Source organism: Paraburkholderia saeva (assembly GCF_907164555.1).
In the GTDB taxonomy this organism is placed as follows: Bacteria; Pseudomonadota; Gammaproteobacteria; order Burkholderiales; family Burkholderiaceae; genus Paraburkholderia; species Paraburkholderia saeva.
This window is the reverse complement of record NZ_CAJQZC010000004.1, coordinates 62072-78689: the sequence shown is the minus strand read 5'-3', so window position 1 is coordinate 78689 and position 16618 is coordinate 62072. Positions and strand designations below refer to the sequence as shown.

Here is a 16618-nt window from a genome sequence, read left to right as displayed (position 1 = left end):
TTCAGGAATGGTTTTTCATGTGGGCACCACGTTGAGGTGCGTTATCGGTCGGGTTCTGTGCCCGCTTCACGGGATGCGCCTTGCTCCTTCGATTTCTCCAGCGCCGCAGTCCGTGCTTCCCGGACGCGTGCCCAGGATCTCGCCTGCAACTGGTCGAGCATGCCCTCCAGGTTGGGACTGAAATTGAGCTCCCGGGCGGACTTCTTCAACGAGGCAACAGTGCGATCCAGTAGATCGCGCGCACGGTCCCACGGATAGACCTTCGCCTGACTGCCGTCATACCCCACCTGCAATTCGGAGCCGTTCAGCCGGGCGTTTTCGTTCATCCATGTCAGACGGTCATTGACGAACGTCATCTGGTCCTTGCGGTGGAACACGACGCTGCGCGTCGCGACCTCCTGGATCAGATAGTGTTCCGTGTTGAACACCTCGCCGCGATACGGTCCGCCGTTCTCGCGCGGCGTGCCCATCCTGAGCGGTGAGCCGAACCGATGCTCGGCCAGCGCCCTGACTTCGTTGGGAACGTCACCAACGCCAAACAGGGGCTCGCCGACCGGCGGGCGCGTCGACGCGAAGCGCGGTGCATCAGCCACCGGAGGATCGGCAGCCGGCGATGCTGCCGCCGAAGAATCGGCCGACGGCGCCGCAGCGGAGGATGCCGGTTCCGTTGCCGGCGCATCCGGCCCGCCCTGTTTCGGCGCACCACGCTTCGACGACCGGCGACGCGGACTATCTCCTGCGTCGCCCAACAGCTTTTCCTTGACGTTGCCCATTTTTCCGTCCTCCTCACGCTTGTCCACCTCAACTACGGTCACGGCGGATGGGGTGGGAACATCCGACTTCGACTCGCCATCGGCCCGCACAACAGAGCGGACCACCGCACGCAGGTGCTCGCCAACGGCATCGAAGCTCGACAGCACCGCCATGTCGCTGAAATCGTTCGGCACCTTGCCGTCGATGCGCGCGTCCGCAGCGAACTGCGGCCAGACCAGATGGGCCTGTGCTTCTTCTGCTGCCCGCCGGGCCTGTGCCTCACCGTTACCGAGTTCTCCCAGGACGACCAGATCTGCGTCGGGGTACCGTTCGCGCATACTCCGGGCCACGACCTCCAGATTCCCGCTTGAGAGCGCCGCCACCGCAAACCAGTCCGTCGCGCGCGCAGCGGACAATGCCGTCGCCATACCCTCAGCAATCAGGATCAGCGACGATTCACTGGCCGGAGCCAGCGTTGGCTCCGTCACCCAGTAGCCACCCTTCTTCGCGCCGCCAGCGAGTGACGACTTCCGTCCCTGCTCGTCGATCAGCTCCAGTGTCGAGATCGGTCCATTCCACACGGGCACGATCAGCACGCGCCCAGTCAGCGGTCTTTCCTCGCTGGCGGGCGCATAACCGAGCAATGCATGCAGTTCCATCGCATCGAGTTCGCGCAACGTTTCCATCGGATCGAGGTGCTTGCGCGCAAGATACGGATGCGCTGGTCCGACCGGCCGCGCCCATTGCCAGATCGATACAGCTTCGCGAGCAACGGCTGCGTGGCGTGCCTGGCGCTGCGCTTCCTCATGCTCGCGCTGCGCCAGTACCGCAGGAGACGGCGCGAGCACGGCGGTCATACGGTCTGGGTAATGTGTGCGCCTGAGATCGAAGCCATGCTCGCGCGCTCGCCAGAACAGGGTGGCGAGCGTCTTGCCGCCCGACTCGCTGACGGAGCGCCAGGTCGTCCGGGCCGCGCGCTCGTCATAGTTGGCTGCTGTGCGGCTCCACGCGTCCCAGATCTCGAAACCTTCGTCGCCAAATCCCTGTTTGAGCGCGAACGCCATATCGACCCAGGTCTCGTAGTCGTCGGCTGGAATCACGGCAAGCGCAGCACGCGCACGGTTCGCTTCATCTACATAGGGCGCAGTCATTGCATGGCTCCCATCGCTGGCGAGCCGGCGGGCGAGCCGTTCCGGGCCGCGCGCTGCGCCGGTGCAACGAAATCGAGTTCCGCCACATCAAGATCGTCAGCGCCCAGACGACGCCCCACCCGCTCGACCTTTCTGGCTGGGATGCCCAGCAGCACGAAATGCCGCTCCACATAAGCCACGGCCTCGTCCTCGCTGATATCGACGAGGTTCGGCGGCAGGTCACGGGGATCCCACGCCTGCAGCACTTCCAGATACTCCGGCGGTAGATGGATCAGCCCTGCACCTTCTGGATCGATTTCGTCGGGGCGCAGATCGCGCAGTCGGCGTTCGACCACGGCGCTGAAATGAGCCAGGTTCATAGCCGGCACAGCGGGCGCAGTCATCACGCGAGAGGCAAACTCGGGATCACGCCAATAGCAGATCTTGTCGGCCAGAATCGGTCGGGTATTCTCGAGCACAATGATTTCCTTCTCGCGCCCCAGCTCCTTCAGTTCCTGCGGCAACAGGAGCGGCCGGCGCTGCTCGGACACACTCTCGCTCGATCCGCTCCGCCCGCCGAAGATCGCGTTCGACCGGCTTACGCTGCGCGACTGGTCAGTCAACGTGCCGAGCATTTCCGAGTAGTCGTTCGCATCCTTCTGCTCACGCGGCGCATAGAGGATCTGCATCGCGTGGTTCGTAATGAAGGTGCGCGCATCGGCCCGCCCGTACACCGATTCGAGCTGCGCGATCGACTGGACGATCGAAAGCAGGCGCAGGTTGTAGCCTGCCATGTAGGCAACCGCGCGTGCGATGATCTGGATCTTGCCGATCGAGGTCATTTCGTCGAGCAATACCAGGCACTGGAATTTCAGTGCGGGATCGGCTTCGGGCAACTGCTTCGTGTTCAGGTTGACGAGCTGCGAGAACACGAGATTGACGAGCAGGGCCGCTTCCGACAGATGGTCCGGTGTGATGCCGATATAGACCGACATGCGGCGGCGGCGCACATCACGCAGGTCGAAATCGTTCGCGCTCGTCGCCGCATCGACAACCGGATTGGCCCAGATCGTAAGCGGCGCGTTGAACGTCGCCAGCACACTGGCCAGCACCTTGTCGTCGTTCGACAGGAAACGGTTCATCGCGTCGACGCACGATCCCGACAGCAGGTCGCGATGCTGAACCAGTGCGCGCTGAAGATAAGTCTTCACCGGCATGCCATTGCCCGACGACTGCCGCAGCACCTCACCCATCGTGACCGGGTAATTGGGAATCGACTCGCCCTTGCCGGCCCGGCGCGCATCACGCCATTCGCACAGCAGCAACACGACGCCGAGGAACAGATTTCTCGCCTGGTCTTTCCAGAAATCGTCGTGCCCGCCCGGTGGATACAGGGCATAGCCGATTGCGAGAATGTCGCCGACCCGGAACAGACCGTCCGAGATTGCCGACAGCGGGTTATAGCGATGCGTGCGGCCGTCTTCGGCAAACGGGTTGAAGAGATAGACATCCTGCCCGTGTGCGCGACGGAAACCGGCCGTGACGGCGTAGTTTTCCTGCTTGATGTCGAGCACCACCACCGAATCGGGAAAGCTGAGTAGATTCGGAATCACAATGCCGACGCCCTTACCCGAACGGGCGGGCGCAGCCATCAGCACAAACTGCTGGCCGGTAAAGCGCAGGTGGCGCCCGCGCCATACTCCAACGACGATCACAGGTGTGGTATCAACGTGTGCGCGCATCGTCATAGCAGCCCCGCCTTGCGGATTTCCGACTCGCTTGCAAAGCGCGCGCTGCCATAGAGACGGCGTCGGCTCGAGCGCTCCCACAATGCATGCAGACCGAACGCCGGCCCACCAAAGGACAGGAGCACGCCAAAGAGCGCCGCCGCTGCGAGCTTGCGACCGGTGTTCGGCATCAGGCCGTGCCGCCAGGCAAGTACGGCGTCGAGCCAGCTCCACAGGCCTGCGTGCAGCGGATTGATCCGCAGGCTTGCGTACAGGAACGATGATGCGAGCCAGAGCGATGCCGCCAGTCCGCCAAACAGGCAAGCCAGCACGGCAAGCGTTACGGCGGCGGTCCGCATATGCTGAAGGTGAGAAGACGACTGGATCATGGCCGCTCCCTACACGAACGCGGTGCGCGCCTTGCGCACAGGATCGAACCAGACTTCCGTCACGCCCCAGCGCCTGCCGGTCCGCTCGCCTGCTGCATTGAAGACAGAGCACGCTTCCATGTGCGCGACGACATCGATGGTAAGGAACAGCAGGCGCTTGAGCGCAGCATCGTCCCAAGCGGCGGCCTCCGGGTGTTCCTTGGCCATCAGCGCGAAACGCTCGATCGCGACCGCAGCATTGGGCGCGTGATAGCTCGTGATCGAACCTGCGTGCCCCGCCGTCAGGAGTTTCAGGAAGTCGTAGGCTTCGGCGCCGCGCAACTCGGCCAGCAGCACGCGATCGGGGCGCATCCGCATCGTGCTGGCGATCAGGTCGGCGGGTGTCACGCGCGCCTGGCCGTGCCCACCCTTGCTGTACAGCAGGTGAACGCAATTCTCGATGTGCCGGATGAAGAGTTCCCGGACATCCTCGATCGTCACGATCCGCTCGGTCGGCGGGATCGAGCGGCACAGTGTCTTCATGAAACTGGTCTTGCCCGAACCTGTATTGCCGACGACCACGATATTGAGCTGGCCCGTGACCGCGTGCTCGAAGAAGGCGCCCCAATCGTGCTCTGCCAGGCACTGGACGAGATTGCGGTCTTCAGCACGTAATACCGGCAGCGCCGCATCGAGTCCGTCCGGCCGATGCCACACCGTATCGTCGAACAGGCCCTCATCACGGTAGGCGTCGAGGCTCTTCTCCCGCGCAGACGGCCGGCGGATCGTGACCGAGACCGTGCGCGGCGACACAACGGGTGGCACCACGATCTGGATGCGTGCATCCCCCGGCAGCAGCGCGGACAGGACCGGATGCTGGGCCGATATCTCCTGGTTCGTCAGCGTGGCCACGGCCACCGCAAAGGACATCAGCCGGTCGAAATCGAGATCATGGCAATCGTGACCATGCCAGCCGAGCCGGTTCTCGGTCAGGACGCGCTGCGGCCGGTTGATCACCAGTTCCGTCACATCGGGATCGTCGAGCAGCGGCGCGAACGGCCGCATCAGTTCGCGCACGGATGCGTCGTCGGGCAGCCGGGCCAGCACCGGGTCGTGTGACGAATCGGGCATATCGGTGCGGGGCATCATTGCTCACTCTCCGGCTGCAACGCATAGACCGATCCGAAGTCCAGATCGCGCGCGACGACTATCGTGAACTCCGCGCCCTGGTTCTGCTTCAGCGTCGGCGGAAAGTTGATCGTGCTGTCGAGTACGCGCGTGGCCATGTCGTTACCCTGCTGCTGCGTGTTCTCGTACACGACCGATCCATTGCTGTTACCTCCGCGTGTCGCCAGATAACCGATCGCATCCTGGGTCATGCCGAGCAGCATCGCCGCGCCAATGCGTTGACCCCAGTGGTTGTCCACGTAACCGTCCATGCCCATCCGGCCGAGCGCGTCGGCTGCGGGTGAATCGATCTCGACCGTGACGCCATGCGGGGTCTTGATGCGGGCCGACAGCACGAATACGCGCTTCTGGCCTGGCGACAGGTTCGAGCGATACTGGCTGTTGATCTGCGAACCGCGCTCGATCAGCACCACACGACCATCATCGGAGTACACGTTCTTCGTGACCGTGCAGGTCGAAATGCCGGCCTCGGTGGAATCGAACGCCGCGTCGCCCACGCAGTCGATCTTGGCGCCCTGCGCGAGAATGAGACTGCGATTGCCGAGCATCGCGGCACGCACACGGGGCGTAGCCGTCGGCGTCAGCGCCTGGGCAAGCGCGCCACCGGCCGGCCCCGCTGCCTCAGATGGGGCGCCTGCGCCGCTGGATACTGTTGCGGCCACCGACGATGCAACACCTGCCACGCCGCCAGCCTCCAGCACGCCGGGCAACCCGGCTGCCGTCTCCTGCCCGTTGCCTGGGACCAGCAAGGGCGCGTCGTAGTAGCTGCGGGGCACCACGGCGTGCGTAACGCCAATCACTGCCGAAGCCGGAATGGGTCGGACAGCACCGCTCGCGGGCACCGGAGCGGATGCCGCACCGACCGCGGACGCAGGAATATCCTTGAACACCCGGCCCTGGGTCGACGTGTCGGCGACCGAATCACGCCGCGCCTTCGCCTCGGCATCGTGGCGCTCGAGGAAACCGTGCACGGTCCAGACCGCGCCGGCACCGACGACCAGGACGATCACAATCGGGGTCAGCCACCAGGCGCGCGGGCGGGCACTACGGTATTGGCCTACCGCCGGCATCCCGCGAGCAGCGGATGCACCCTCGTTCGGGTTACGTCCAGGCTGCGCGCCGGATGGATCGTCGGGCTCGATCAGATTGCGCGGAGTATCGTCATTCATCATCGTGACTCCGCAGGACGCGCTTCACACCGCTGACCGTCGTACCATCACGCGGCGGTAAGCCCTCCATGTCATAAGCGTCGTTCCAGATACCGACGACTTCGCTGCCGAGCCGCAGCACGAAACGCTTCGCAACCTCATGGACGACAATCGTGTCGCCGTCGACGTGCTTGTCGACCACGCTCTCCGTGCCATCGTCTGCCACCCGGAAGATCGCCGGCATGCGCCGGTTGTTCGGGATGCGCAGATACGTAAAACGCCCGTCGTCCCATGCCGCGGTCGGCGCAATGTCGTCCGAGTCCGGCATGATCTGCATCGAGTACCCTGCATTGCGAACGGCCGGCGGTTGCGTCAGGCGCTTTTCGACCAGCGCGGCATCCGAATCCGCGTGCGCCTCTGTCGCCAATTCGTCCGGATAGACGAAAGTCACGCGGTACATCACACGGTCGTTACCGAACTTCGACTGGAGCGGCAGCACCACCAGATCAAAGCTGTAGCTGCGCCGGTCGGTGCGGATCTCCAAGTTCGAGTCATGCGCGGCGAGCTGCGGCTTCAGGTAGACATCGTGATCGCCCTTGTTCGCGACGACCTGCCAGCCGTCGCGGTCGCCGGGCGCAACGACCTGGATCTGCTCATGCGGATCGAGCGCGATATGCGTGGCAAAGCCGCGCTGCGCCTCGACGCGTACCACCTCGTCCGCGCGATAGATCACCTGCCGGACACGCGAGTCGTCGTCCCAACCGTGGAGGTCGACTGCATGGGCCACGCCCGAGAACAACAGGCTCACCAGTGCGATACCAGAGAGAAGCGTTTTCATGGCGTAACTCCGGCATTAGACGCCGACGCAGAAGCCGGCGGCGTGTATTCGGGATCGCGGCTGTAGGCCGTGACCTTGAATCCGAACGGATTGGCAATGGCCACGCTCTCGCGCGTGAACACGGATGGCCGGTAGGTATAGGCCAGCGTGATCACGAAACGCTGCGTCGGCTCGGCGTCGGCTTGGCCGTTCCTGAACGACGTGCGCTCGATATGCACGACCGCATGACCCGGCTCGTCTGGCGGCAGCGTGATCGAAAGAATGCGAACGCGCCGCTCAGCGCCGGGCCCCAGTTGCCGGTCCAGCGCGTCGGGACCGCTGTAGGTGCCGCGGTAATCGCGCGCGACCACGTCATCGCTCATGGCGAGCACATTGTCGTAGTCCATCTGCAGCAGGCCCCAGTCGTAACGCTCGCGCGCACGCACATAGGTCTCGACCCAGTGCCTGTCCTGGATTTCCTTCGTATGCACATGGTGGGCATCGAGCACGTCGATGACCTGAGACTCACCCGTCAGGCGATCGACCTCGATCGGCAGCGGCACGACGCGATAGAACGGCACCATCACCACGAGTGCTGCAGTACTGAGCACGGCCACGCCGACCGCTACATAGGCGACGTGCCAGGCCCGCCGCTCGGAGCGTTCCTGCAGGTGAGTGAGCGACGCCTCGATGTCGAGCACGCGCCCGTAGTCGTGCGGCGCGCTCATGACCGGTATCCAGCGTCCGGGGAAGCGGGCAGGTTCGGCGCAGCCGGCACATCAGGTACGGGTGGCACGCGATTGACTGGCACACGATGCAGGCCGTCCGGCAACACGGGTTTCGGCGGCCCACTGCTGCAGGCGGCAAGGCTCCAGGCAAGACAGCCAGAGAGCATCAGGGAAGTCAGCGTGGACATGGTGTCCTCCTCAGTTTCCAAACGACGCCGGGACCATCTGGTCCTGCAGACGGTTGGTCTTGCCCGCCCGGCTCAGCACCAGTTCGCTCTGCTGTTCGGCGACAAGCCTGTCTTCCGTCTCGGCCAGCATCCGGAAGAGCTGCAGCTTGGTCATCTCGTTACCGACCGTCGTGGTCTCCGCCTGGATGCGCGCCTGCAGCTCGGCAACGCCCTTCGGGTCCTGGGTCGCATCGATCTGTTGCGCCAGACTCTGGATCTGGTTCAGCTCCTGCAACTCGGTCTGGTACGCCTGCAGGCCAAACGCCTTGTCCTGGAAGGGCTTGTTGAGCGCTCGCTGACACACCTGCTGGTCGATCCCGGTCTGGTCTTCGCAGTTGTAGATCTGGCTGGCCGAGCGCAGAGCCTGGGCGCTGCCCGTCAGGCCCGAGTAGCCGCCGTTCTGGATCGCCGTATAGACGCCCTGCCAGTTCGACGGCAAGGAGTTCGACACGACCGGGTTGCTCAGGAGCGCACCGAATCCGCGCGTGCCGACCGTCGACTGATAGATCTGGATTTCCTGCTGCACTTCCTGCTCAAGCTGAGCCACCGTAGCAATGGCCTGCACAACGCTCTGGGCATCAAAGACCGGGATACCCTGTGCATGAGCGCCAGCGCACCATGCTGCCGATACCGCCGATACCAATGCGGCACCTACCCATCTGCATCGTCCATTCATGGTCATCACCTCGCCCTCATTCGCCCTGCCGGCCCAGGTTCGCGCGCGCGGCGCGCTGATAAGCCGGCATCGCACCGCTGCCCGATCCACCACCTGATCCGCCACCTGAACCTGTGCGGTCCCGAATCTCGCCACCCGGACGTGGTCCCTTCCCGTTGCCGCTGATCGCCCGGCCAATCGCGGTCACCAGATGCCGCGAGGCCATGCCCGCCACGAATGCACCGAAACCGGACAGGGTTGCGCCGCCGGACAGGCCTGCTGCCACGGACGGCAACTGCCAGCCGACCATCGCAAGGAACACGCCGGTCGCGAACAGGCCAATCGCAGCAGCGGCTGCCGCGGCGTCATCAAGGGATGCGGAAATGGTTTGCACGAGCGCCGATGCATCGGCGCCGGGCGCGCTGCCCGTCGCATGAAGCACGGTGAGATCAGCCGAGAACGCCGTGAGCGCCATGCCGAGGAAAGCGGCAACGAGTATCTGCAGCAAGGCGTAATTGGCGACCTTCGCGGTCCACGCCTCGAAAAAGCGGGCGGTCGGTGCAAATGCGGCGCAGGCGATGAAGATCGGGCCGAGGCCGAGCACGAGATCGAGCAGCACGCGCGCCATCACCACTTCGAACGCGAGAACGATCAGGAAGATCGAGCCGCCGAGCGCTGCCACCAGGCCGCACAGGAAATCGCCAATGGCTGCGGCCAAGCCGCTCGTGCTGAATCCTTCATGCGTCGCCTTGTCGAAATAAGCATCCATCACGAGATCAATCTGCTGGTCGTAGCAGTCGAGCGTCTGGTAGATGCTGGTCGCTGCTCCCTGCCCCGTCACGCTGCCGCCGTTGACCGAGCCGCACCCCTGATTGCCGCCGCCCGTCGTGTTCGCCGCGCTCTGGATCGTTTGGGCGAGCCCCGACGTGGCCCCGTTGACCGCGCTAACGACCTGCTGCTGGTAGAGGCCGGCGCTGAGCGCGAATGCGAGCGTGATCGCGACTTTTAGTCCTCGCCAGGCAAAAGCCGGTACTGCCTCGTGGGCCTCGCCGCGCACCACCGCAAGACCGTAGGCAAGGACCCAGATCGTGAGGGCCGTGGTGACGACGGGCACAAGCGCGCCGGAGAGCGCCGACGACACGCTCGTGACGTAGGTCGACATGCCGTTTTCGAGGGTGCCGCCGACGGCGGTAAATAGGCCGCTCATTGCGCACCTCCCGGCCCCAGCAGTTGCGGGTGGCGCTCACCAGCCTGCGCCGCGCGGCGTTTCGCAAGCTGCTCGTGGAACACGGGCAACCAGTCTTCCGGAGCATCTCCGACCTGAGCGCGAATCGTGTCGAGCAGTTCCACGTTGTCGGTCGTGCCCGACAGCACATCGAGCACGTCGCCGAGGCCCGCGAGATCAAGCCGGCCGATGGCCGAACGATGCCCCTGCTTGACGAGGAACATGCGGCTGTTCTCGCCGAGATTGCGCACGATATTGAATTCGGCCTCGGTCAGTTTGAAACCGTGCACGTAGTCGTCATAATCGGCACGCGGGTTGGGCAGAAAGAAAAGTGTTGCGCTCTGCTCGACCAGTGCACTCGCGATCTTGCTGTGCAGCACATCGGCCGGCGACTGCGTATCGAAAATCCCGAGCCCATTCTGCTTGCGGATTGTCTTCTGCTTGTTCAGCGCAAAGTCAGTGAAGACTGGATCGCCGAGCCGCTTCCAGAATTCCGTCATTACGTAAATGAAACGCCGGCCGTCGATCAGGTTCTCGGTCCGGTGCAGCAGGTACATCGTGACGGGCGTCGAAACCTCTGCGTCGTCAAGCAGCTCTGTATCGTCAAAGCCGAACAGGTCCGCATGCGCCAGGTCGATGCGATCGCTCGGATTGTCGAGCACCCAGCCGAGCCGCCCGCCCACGCACCATTTGGCAAGCCGTGCATGCAGGCTGTTCTCGCCCACGTTCGGCAGGAGCTGCCGCACCATCGAGAGCCGCCGCAGGGACTTGTCCATGCGCGCGACTTCCCGCACGGCCCGAGAAATATCGAACTCATCCTTCGCCGACAGCGCTGCACCGATATCGACGAGCTTGCGGACCAGTCGCTCCCAGAAGTCGATCACGGGCTCCCCTGGTTCCATCTGGAACGGGTTCAACCCGGTCGGCTCGCCGCGACGGAACACCGTATAGGTGCCGCCCATTGCCCGGATCGCAATCTCGGTGCCTCGGTCCTTGTCGTACAACACAGCCGTGATGCCGTACTTCGTCGCCATCGCCAGCAGGAACAGTTCAAGCACCGTCTTGCCCGCACCGGCCCGACCGATGATCTGGGTATTGGCGAGCGCCTTCTCGTCGAGCGAGTCCTGCTTGTCGGGCGTGACGTGAAAGTTCAGATAGAGCGGCTGGCCGCTGGGCGTCTTGACGATCGTGATCGCCTCGCCCCACGGATTACCGTCGCGCTTGCCGGTCGCGAAGTTGTGCAGGCTCGACAGACCGGAGAAATTGCGCGACGTGAGCTTCGCTTCGCGTGGCCGGTAGCGCCAGTTGGCCGGTAGCTGCGCAAACCATGCCGCATCAGCAACCAGATCGACCAACGCCGTCTGGAACCCGGCATCGGCCAGTTGCGTGCGGGCTTTTGCGACACTTCTGGACACTTCGTCCAGCGTGTCGCCGAGCACCGCTAGCGAATAGTGATACTCACCGAGCACGAAATCGCCATTGATCAGGTCATCGAGCGCCCGATCCATCGCCTCGACCTGGGACACCGCCACGTCCTCGCCCGCGATGAGCTGGTTGCGCTGCCGCTCCAGCGCTTCCTTCGCACTGGGCTTGTCGAGGATCGTGAAGCTCTGCGTCTCGATATACTCGAAGTCGCCGTACAGCAGACCGTTGAGCATCCCCGGCTCGGTGTCTTCCGGGTAATCCTTCAGATCGAGCATCGTGGCAAAGCGGGTCGCGGCCGGCATCCGGATCTCGACCTTCTCGGCCCCGACAAAGAGGCGCGACGTGGGCAGCGCCTCACGGATCGGACCGGCCGGTACCGGCTCATGCTCCGAGACCGCATTGACCAGATAGCCGAATAGTTCCAGTGCCGACGAAAAACGGCGCGGGCGTCGTGTATGAGGATTTTGGTGGGTATAGACACCGAGCGCGACCGGGTCGTAGGGCTTGAGGCTCGATTCGACCTGGGCGGCAAGCTCGGCCATCACCTTCAGTGCATCGAACTGATCGCGCCGGATGTCGTCCCGTGTACGGCGCGCAGCGCGGCTGAACACGCGACCGAGGCGGGTACGGTTCGGCCGGTAGACGAGCGTCAGATACAGCTCGTTGGCCATCATCCGGTAGCCCGCGAAGCTCGCGTAATAGCGCGTCGCCAGCTCCTCACAGAACCGATTGCGATACGGCGTCGAAAAGTGATCGGACACGCGCCGGCGCAGTCGATGCGACCACAGCGCCACATGCCCGCCCGCAAGCCCTCGCACAAAATGGTTGAACCCTTCGTGTCGGGCAAGGATGTGGGCCGGATCGGCCGCTTCGAATGCGATACCTGCGATCCTCCAGACCTGCAGGTAATCGCCCTCGCGCGTCTTGATGACGTGGTCGGTCACGTGCGTCGAGTACGGGATATAGCCGGCAAGCGGCACTTCCCGGTTCGCGACGCTGAGCAGTTGCGGCTCGACTGGCATGTCACGCCCTCCTCTTCAGGCGGACGGGCACATAGGCGTGCACGCCCCAGAAGCGGCGATTGCCCTGGCGCAGCACCATGCGCAGGCGCAGAACGTACTGCGCGAGCCGCTGGTCGTCATGGCGCGTGATCACGCGCATCGCGACGAATACGGGGATCATCAGAAAGAGGATCGCGACACCCAGTGGCGGACTCGCGAGCAGCGCCCAGATGGCCGGGATCAGCATGCCGCCGCCGACCATCAGGAACAGCACGAGCGGCACGCCCCAGAGCATCGCGGGACGCGTGCAGCCCTTGAAGACGGGATCCTTGAGCGAATTCATGGTTCGGCGCTCCTGGATCAGCTCGTCGGGATCAGCATGCCAGCGATCACGGTCGCGCAGCCGACGAACAGCCCACCGATGAATACGTTCGCGATGTCGCCAAACCGGGCGTGCTGGAACATCATCCGGAAGCCTGCCCAGATAATGGAAATCGAGCAGATCACGCCGCCGACACCGAGCAGCGTCGTCTGGATCGTGGTCAGCAACGTATTGACCTGGGAGAGTTGCGCCCAGGCGGGTGACGTGACCAGCAACGCTGCTGCCCCGGCAGTTACCCACCGGGCGGCCCGCTGTGACGGTCGCACGCTATTCGAAGCGGTTGAGGCACGCTTCCATCTATTTAGCACTCCTGATTTCATGAAAAACTCCTTTCCGCTCTGGATCTATCTGCTATCGTCTGATCGTCGGGCTAGAACACCACGGCGCTATCGTTCGGGTTGCCCATGGAATTTTCGGTTGAGGGTTCTGCCGGCTTCGATACCGGCTGCCTTTCTGGTCGGGATCGCCACGGCTGGTCCGAAACGTCTGAACCCACCGGCACAACGGGAATCGGGGCAATGGGCGGAACGACAACGGGTTCCGATGAAGGCGCCAGGACACTGGCGTTGCTGACTACGCGCTGCACGTACCCGGTCCGATACCCCGTCGAAAAGTCACCGCTGGCATAGCAGGACAGGCTCGCGCGAAGGGCAGACTGCGAATCGTTCGAAGCACGCGCTCGCGCCTGCCGCGCCAGCTCGAAACAACCCTGCAGGATCGCTGCGCCCGCGGCCAGATTGCGGCACGGGTCGAATGCGCTCTGCTCATTCAATCCATAGGCGGGCCAGTTTGCGCGGTTCACCTGTGCGAGCCCGACGCTGAAATTCCAGCCACCGGCGTCCAGTGCACGTACCGTCGCCACGGCCTCGGCTTCGTTCGCTGGCTGACGCACCAACCGGCCGTGCACCACACCAATCGCATATGGGTTAAAGCCTGACTCAGTCCGCACGATCGCTGCCATCGTCGAGGGCGAGACCTGGGGAGCGCATTGCTGCGCGAGCGCGATGTAGTCAAGCAGCATCACCGACCTCCGCCACCGAAGTTGTCTTGCTGTCCGGTCTGCTGCAGGAACAGCGCGGCGGACTGTGACGGGTCATACGGCACCTGCGTGCTGCCCGCACCATAGAATTCGGTAATCATTCGCCCCTGGCCACTGACGTCCCACCAGACGCGGGTATAGAACTGGTTGTCGATATCGACGTTGATGACTCCGGTGGCACGACAGAGCAATTCGCTCTGCTCGGGGCCGCCCCAATACAGAAGGTCCTCCCGGCAATAGCTTCCGCTCGCGAAGGTATTGGCTACAAATGTGCCCTGCGAGCTGCCTGCGCCGAAATCGCAGGTCGGGAACGGATCACCGTGACGCAACGCGGCCCACAGCTTCTCGATCGGAGGCACGCACTCGCTGTACTGTTCGGGGCCGCCGGGGTTGGCCAGACAGAGAATCACCTGACAACCCCAGTCGTCCGCATGCGCCAGGCCCGGTGCAAAGATCGATGTGCCGACGAACAGTGCGACGGCAATCGACCAGTACCGCACGATGCAACGCATCCTGCGCAAACCGAGCGTCCCGAAAATCATCCGATCCATCTTCATGATCCGCCTTCCATCGATTCAGTCCATCAAGCCCCGAGGTACCGAAACGGATGTGCGGAAAAAGAAACCCGCGGGGCCGGGGAGGCACGCCGCGGGTTCAAGGGGGATCAGCGCCAGAAAACGAAAAGCCTGCAACCGTTCGGTTTGCAGGCTTGGCTCACATTGCGACCACCACGCCAACGCACATACGTCAGTACATCGGGGCCGCTAACGCGTACTCGGTCTTGCGTTTGCGCATGGACCGGAACAAGTTGTTGACTGCACTTTAGGCGCGATTTTTCGGTCGTGCAAGCGTCAAAATGATCGGAATTTCCGCTCCACCGTCCACCGGATTCCAAGGTTACCCGGCGGCATCCGAAAAAAATTTTACTTCTGCGGTCTCTCTAGCACACGGCCGAGCGCCTGCCTGGCTGAAGCCAATTCCAGCTCATAACGACTACGAGGATGGCGCGGAATCTTGAGGCGACGACAGACTACCTCACGACCGGCGTGCCACAGATACACCATGCGCAGCAGGTCCTTATGGCGTGGATCGAGGCGCATCCACGCCGCCTCGATTTCCGCCGCATCAACCGGATCGTATGCGCCACGCGGCGCATTTGCCCAATTATCCAAACGGGACTCCAACGAGGTACGGGAAGCATCAATCATCGCCGCGCTCCCCGTCGGGCTCGGGCGGTGCCCGATATCCGGCCGGATCGACCAGGAACAATTCGATATCAGACGCACGCCAGCCGACCATACGTCCGCCCAACGAAATCGCCTTGGGAAACGTCCCGTCCTTGATGCGCTGGTAGATCGTCGAACGCGATAACCCAACGACCTGTTCGACCTGTTTGCGGCGCAGGATTGCACCCGCGATTTTGATTGAATTCGACATGACCTTCGCCCTCCTGGCTTTGCATGGATCCGACCGGCACAGATCCGATTCAAGCAACAGGAAGGTCTGCCGGGCAATTCCGTCATGTCGTCGGAACAGTCCGTCGGAAACATCGGTTAGCGGTGGCGGCCATCTGCATCGTTGAGAGAATCGGGTCGTAGCGCGGCCGCAAACGTCTGGGCACTGCGCGATGCTTCGCCGGTCGACTGTCCCTTGAGGCCCAACTTCGCGTCAATGGCGCGAGCCACAGTCGAAGACTTCGGGGGGCGCTCGGGATCCCACTGTGACCAGTGCTCCCGCATCACGTCAAACAACAGCGAAAGCGTTCGAGTTAAATGAGGAAGATGTACCGTGACACCCTGGCTCAATTCGCCAGACGTTGTTGCACGAGGTGGTTCTGAGGTGTGCGCACTGTCGAGCGAGCCCATGCACTGTTCCAGACGTTGCTCCAGGCTGTCTTCGAGCGCCTGGTGGAGCGCGACGGTACGAGCAAGTGCGCGTTCGAGCAACAAGATCCGCTGATCGCGTCCCCGCAAACGAGCCGCTAGCCGGGTAACAGTAGCCTCGGCGGCGCTACAGCGCGCTATCCAATGCTCAACAGGTTCGGTACCGGTCTCGTACTCGGCTGCCTCAACACACTCGTGGCTGGATTGGCACATATGCCCTCCCTTCCTCCCGGCATAACGCATAGAGAGGGTAGCGATGTCCCCGATACTGGATTGCTCTTATGTATGACCTATAGAGACAATCTAGGGAATGAGCACATGCGGGGCAAGGGATGCATCGTTTCCGGCACGTTAACTATCCGCCCTTCAATAAAACTCATCGAATCAGGGCGAATTCCGGGACCTATTCAAAGAGCGAGGACACGTTTACATTGCGTATCCCGCTGAGAACGGCAAGCGCCGCATCAGCTCGATCGACAGGGACCAGAATGTGATCGTGGTGATAGCCGGCGATCGCATTGCATGGGATGCGTGCCCACGCTAAGTGCGTCGATACGACTGCTAGGAACCCCACCGCCTCGAGACTCGAATGTACCTTGAGGGTAATGAGGCGTGCCTTGAAGGTATGCGGTATCGCATCGCGCTCGGCATCCTGCAGATCGATCACCGCAGTCAACCCTTCACTCTCCCGGAACGTGCAAAGTACCGACAGCCCCACGGGCACAACGAAATCGGGAAACGAACAATAGACATAGATGGGTTCGGCCATCTCCGGTGCGATCGCGGCACACAGCTTGTCCAAGGCTTTCTCGCTCAACGTTTCCTCCATCAGACGCCATTCACGGCCTTCACCTTACACTACCTTTCGCCTTTTCAGGTGTCTAGAAAAACTATCCGGTCAACAACGTTCCTAACCGATCCA

The 16618-nt window shown here is 63.0% G+C and carries 19 protein-coding genes; all 19 read right to left on the bottom strand.

Features of this window, described 5'->3' with window-relative positions:
• Positions 1-41: 41 nt before the first annotated feature.
• The 19 genes from LPA36_RS11870 to LPA36_RS11780 all read right to left on the bottom strand — a co-directional run bounded on the left by LPA36_RS11870 (position 42) and on the right by LPA36_RS11780 (position 16513).
• Positions 42-1904 carry a PriCT-2 domain-containing protein gene (locus tag LPA36_RS11870; protein WP_228876685.1) on the bottom strand — a complete coding sequence of 621 codons (1863 nt, stop codon included), beginning with the start codon at positions 1902-1904 and terminating at the stop codon, positions 42-44.
• Entirely contained in the window at positions 1901-3631 is a 1731-nt protein-coding gene (locus LPA36_RS11865) for a type IV secretory system conjugative DNA transfer family protein (protein ID WP_228876684.1), read from the bottom strand. The genes LPA36_RS11870 and LPA36_RS11865 overlap by 4 nt, the downstream gene beginning before the upstream one ends.
• Complete coding sequence (locus LPA36_RS11860) at positions 3628-3999, bottom strand: hypothetical protein (RefSeq protein WP_228876683.1); 372 nt, start codon at positions 3997-3999, stop codon at positions 3628-3630. Before LPA36_RS11860 ends, LPA36_RS11865 begins: the two co-directional genes overlap by 4 nt.
• Before the next feature lie 9 nt (positions 4000-4008).
• Positions 4009-5127 carry a P-type DNA transfer ATPase VirB11 gene (virB11, locus tag LPA36_RS11855; protein ID WP_228876682.1) on the bottom strand — a complete coding sequence of 373 codons (1119 nt, stop codon included), beginning with the start codon at positions 5125-5127 and terminating at the stop codon, positions 4009-4011.
• Positions 5124-6335 (bottom strand): type IV secretion system protein VirB10, encoded by a 1212-nt coding sequence (virB10, locus tag LPA36_RS11850; RefSeq protein WP_228877477.1) that lies wholly within the window; start codon positions 6333-6335, stop codon positions 5124-5126. Before virB10 ends, virB11 begins: the two co-directional genes overlap by 4 nt.
• Positions 6328-7152, bottom strand: coding sequence for a TrbG/VirB9 family P-type conjugative transfer protein (locus LPA36_RS11845; RefSeq protein ID WP_228876681.1), 825 nt, complete (start codon positions 7150-7152; stop codon positions 6328-6330). Before LPA36_RS11845 ends, virB10 begins: the two co-directional genes overlap by 8 nt.
• Complete coding sequence (locus LPA36_RS11840; RefSeq protein ID WP_228876680.1) at positions 7149-7859, bottom strand: virB8 family protein; 711 nt, start codon at positions 7857-7859, stop codon at positions 7149-7151. Before LPA36_RS11840 ends, LPA36_RS11845 begins: the two co-directional genes overlap by 4 nt.
• The gene (locus tag LPA36_RS11835) at positions 7856-8047 is read right to left on the bottom strand and encodes a hypothetical protein (protein ID WP_228876679.1); all 192 of its coding nucleotides are present in this window, start codon (positions 8045-8047) and stop codon (positions 7856-7858) included. The genes LPA36_RS11840 and LPA36_RS11835 overlap by 4 nt, the downstream gene beginning before the upstream one ends.
• Before the next feature lie 10 nt (positions 8048-8057).
• Complete coding sequence (gene virB5 / locus LPA36_RS11830; RefSeq protein WP_228876678.1) at positions 8058-8762, bottom strand: P-type DNA transfer protein VirB5; 705 nt, start codon at positions 8760-8762, stop codon at positions 8058-8060.
• 16 nt (positions 8763-8778) lie between these two features.
• Entirely contained in the window at positions 8779-9948 is a 1170-nt protein-coding gene (locus LPA36_RS11825) for a type IV secretion system protein (RefSeq protein WP_228876676.1), read from the bottom strand.
• On the bottom strand, positions 9945-12413 hold the full coding sequence (locus tag LPA36_RS11820; protein WP_228876674.1) for a VirB4 family type IV secretion/conjugal transfer ATPase: 2469 nt from the start codon (positions 12411-12413) through the stop codon (positions 9945-9947). The genes LPA36_RS11825 and LPA36_RS11820 overlap by 4 nt, the downstream gene beginning before the upstream one ends.
• 1 nt (position 12414) lies before the next feature.
• Complete coding sequence (locus LPA36_RS11815; RefSeq protein WP_228876672.1) at positions 12415-12735, bottom strand: type IV secretion system protein VirB3; 321 nt, start codon at positions 12733-12735, stop codon at positions 12415-12417.
• A gap of 17 nt (positions 12736-12752) precedes the next feature.
• Positions 12753-13094 carry a TrbC/VirB2 family protein gene (locus LPA36_RS11810; RefSeq protein WP_228876670.1) on the bottom strand — a complete coding sequence of 114 codons (342 nt, stop codon included), beginning with the start codon at positions 13092-13094 and terminating at the stop codon, positions 12753-12755.
• A gap of 50 nt (positions 13095-13144) precedes the next feature.
• A complete protein-coding gene (locus LPA36_RS11805; protein ID WP_228876669.1) occupies positions 13145-13795 on the bottom strand; it encodes a lytic transglycosylase domain-containing protein in 651 nt (216 codons plus the stop codon).
• Positions 13795-14370 carry a hypothetical protein gene (locus tag LPA36_RS11800; RefSeq protein ID WP_228876667.1) on the bottom strand — a complete coding sequence of 192 codons (576 nt, stop codon included), beginning with the start codon at positions 14368-14370 and terminating at the stop codon, positions 13795-13797. The genes LPA36_RS11805 and LPA36_RS11800 overlap by 1 nt, the downstream gene beginning before the upstream one ends.
• Before the next feature lie 366 nt (positions 14371-14736).
• Positions 14737-15021 carry a hypothetical protein gene (locus LPA36_RS11795; RefSeq protein ID WP_228876665.1) on the bottom strand — a complete coding sequence of 95 codons (285 nt, stop codon included), beginning with the start codon at positions 15019-15021 and terminating at the stop codon, positions 14737-14739.
• The gene (locus tag LPA36_RS11790) at positions 15014-15250 is read right to left on the bottom strand and encodes a helix-turn-helix transcriptional regulator (RefSeq protein WP_228876657.1); all 237 of its coding nucleotides are present in this window, start codon (positions 15248-15250) and stop codon (positions 15014-15016) included. The genes LPA36_RS11795 and LPA36_RS11790 overlap by 8 nt, the downstream gene beginning before the upstream one ends.
• Before the next feature lie 116 nt (positions 15251-15366).
• Complete coding sequence (locus LPA36_RS11785; protein WP_228876655.1) at positions 15367-15762, bottom strand: hypothetical protein; 396 nt, start codon at positions 15760-15762, stop codon at positions 15367-15369.
• 337 nt (positions 15763-16099) lie between these two features.
• Positions 16100-16513 (bottom strand): ACT domain-containing protein, encoded by a 414-nt coding sequence (locus LPA36_RS11780; RefSeq protein ID WP_324250929.1) that lies wholly within the window; start codon positions 16511-16513, stop codon positions 16100-16102.
• Between the last annotated feature and the right edge of the window lie 105 nt (positions 16514-16618).

Coding starts and splice junctions, on each gene's coding strand:
- LPA36_RS11870 (WP_228876685.1), bottom strand. CDS start 1,904: ATGACTGCGCCCTATGTAGATGAAGCGAACCGTGCGCGTGCTGCGCTT.
- LPA36_RS11865 (WP_228876684.1), bottom strand. CDS start 3,631: ATGACGATGCGCGCACACGTTGATACCACACCTGTGATCGTCGTTGGA.
- LPA36_RS11860 (WP_228876683.1), bottom strand. CDS start 3,999: ATGATCCAGTCGTCTTCTCACCTTCAGCATATGCGGACCGCCGCCGTA.
- virB11 (WP_228876682.1), bottom strand. CDS start 5,127: ATGATGCCCCGCACCGATATGCCCGATTCGTCACACGACCCGGTGCTG.
- virB10 (WP_228877477.1), bottom strand. CDS start 6,335: ATGAATGACGATACTCCGCGCAATCTGATCGAGCCCGACGATCCATCC.
- LPA36_RS11845 (WP_228876681.1), bottom strand. CDS start 7,152: ATGAAAACGCTTCTCTCTGGTATCGCACTGGTGAGCCTGTTGTTCTCG.
- LPA36_RS11840 (WP_228876680.1), bottom strand. CDS start 7,859: ATGAGCGCGCCGCACGACTACGGGCGCGTGCTCGACATCGAGGCGTCG.
- LPA36_RS11835 (WP_228876679.1), bottom strand. CDS start 8,047: ATGTCCACGCTGACTTCCCTGATGCTCTCTGGCTGTCTTGCCTGGAGC.
- virB5 (WP_228876678.1), bottom strand. CDS start 8,762: ATGAATGGACGATGCAGATGGGTAGGTGCCGCATTGGTATCGGCGGTA.
- LPA36_RS11825 (WP_228876676.1), bottom strand. CDS start 9,948: ATGAGCGGCCTATTTACCGCCGTCGGCGGCACCCTCGAAAACGGCATG.
- LPA36_RS11820 (WP_228876674.1), bottom strand. CDS start 12,413: ATGCCAGTCGAGCCGCAACTGCTCAGCGTCGCGAACCGGGAAGTGCCG.
- LPA36_RS11815 (WP_228876672.1), bottom strand. CDS start 12,735: ATGAATTCGCTCAAGGATCCCGTCTTCAAGGGCTGCACGCGTCCCGCG.
- LPA36_RS11810 (WP_228876670.1), bottom strand. CDS start 13,094: ATGAAATCAGGAGTGCTAAATAGATGGAAGCGTGCCTCAACCGCTTCG.
- LPA36_RS11805 (WP_228876669.1), bottom strand. CDS start 13,795: ATGCTGCTTGACTACATCGCGCTCGCGCAGCAATGCGCTCCCCAGGTC.
- LPA36_RS11800 (WP_228876667.1), bottom strand. CDS start 14,370: ATGAAGATGGATCGGATGATTTTCGGGACGCTCGGTTTGCGCAGGATG.
- LPA36_RS11795 (WP_228876665.1), bottom strand. CDS start 15,021: ATGATTGATGCTTCCCGTACCTCGTTGGAGTCCCGTTTGGATAATTGG.
- LPA36_RS11790 (WP_228876657.1), bottom strand. CDS start 15,250: ATGTCGAATTCAATCAAAATCGCGGGTGCAATCCTGCGCCGCAAACAG.